The 1,066-nt window shown below is 65.0% G+C and carries 1 protein-coding gene; it reads right to left on the bottom strand.

Translation table 11 applies throughout. The annotated features are described in order from the left end of the window. On the bottom strand, positions 1–886 hold an 886-nt coding region (locus ARC63_RS00655), incomplete at its 3' end, for a TonB-dependent siderophore receptor (RefSeq protein ID WP_158003712.1). Positions 887–1,066 lie beyond the last annotated feature (180 nt).

Genomic DNA, 1,066 nt, shown 5'->3' with positions numbered 1-1,066 from the left:
GCCAGTTCAAGCCGGTCGACAGCAGGCTGGATCGGGTGTCGTAGTAGGTGCCGGGTACGCTGTTGTCGGTATCCCCGGCAATCGGTCGCGGCAGCGATGTCAGGCCACGGAAGTAGTACTGCGGCGACTCTTCGCGCAGATCGCGTGACTGGAACACGCCGTCGAAGGTCCAGGTCAGTACATCGCTCAGGCGCGCATCCAGCGACAGTGCGCCAACCTTGCGATCGACGTGCCCACCATTGAAGGTCTCGCCCTTTTCCTGGAAGGCGTTGAAACGGTAGCCGAACATCTGCTCGTTGCCGAAACGTCCGCCAACGTCGATGCCGCCGCTGACGATGCCCTGTTCACGCCAGCCCATCTGGGCGGAGAAGGTGGGCGTGTCCGTCGGCTTCCTGGTGATGTAGTTGACGATGCCGCCGGGTGCACCGAACCCGTACAGGAAACCGCCCGGGCCTTTCAGCAGATCGACCTGTTCCATCACTTCCAGCGGCCATTCGGTACCCCAGGAAGAGACCTGCAGGCCATTGACGCGATAGCTGTCGAAATTCAGTTCGATACCGCGATTGCGGATGGGCGAGCTCCAGCCGCTGGCGTAGGCGCTGACCTGGGTGGTGACCGAGGGGTCGAGCAGGAAGGCTTCGCCCAGCGAGACCACCTGGCGCTGCTCGATCTGCTCGCGGCCAACAGCGGTGATCGCAAACGGAGTGTCGCGCAGGGCGCGGTCGCCCAGTGCGCCGGCGTCGGTATGGGTGCGTTCGGCAGTGACCTTCACCGCATCCAGATCGATGGCGTTACGGCTGACGGCCGGCGCTTCGGCATGGGCAGCGCAGGCGGCGGACAGGGCGGAGGCCAGCAGGGCCAGGCGGGGGAGACGGGAAGGCAGCATCGATGGTGATCCTCGACGGACGGCCACAGGCCATCCGCCCACGGGTGGGGGAAGGGGCAGTGGCTGGGATCACGCAGGCTGGCCGGAGATGGCAGCGGGGCGCCGCGAAGGGGCGCAGGACCATGGCTGGATGAGAATTGTTCTCTTTTCGTTACGGCACGTCAAATCCAAAGCGGCGTG

Source organism: Stenotrophomonas geniculata ATCC 19374 = JCM 13324 (assembly GCF_001431625.1).
GTDB classification, from domain to species: domain Bacteria; phylum Pseudomonadota; class Gammaproteobacteria; order Xanthomonadales; family Xanthomonadaceae; genus Stenotrophomonas; species Stenotrophomonas geniculata.
Note: the sequence above shows the minus strand (reverse complement) of the source record. Positions and strands in the feature narration are given on the sequence as shown.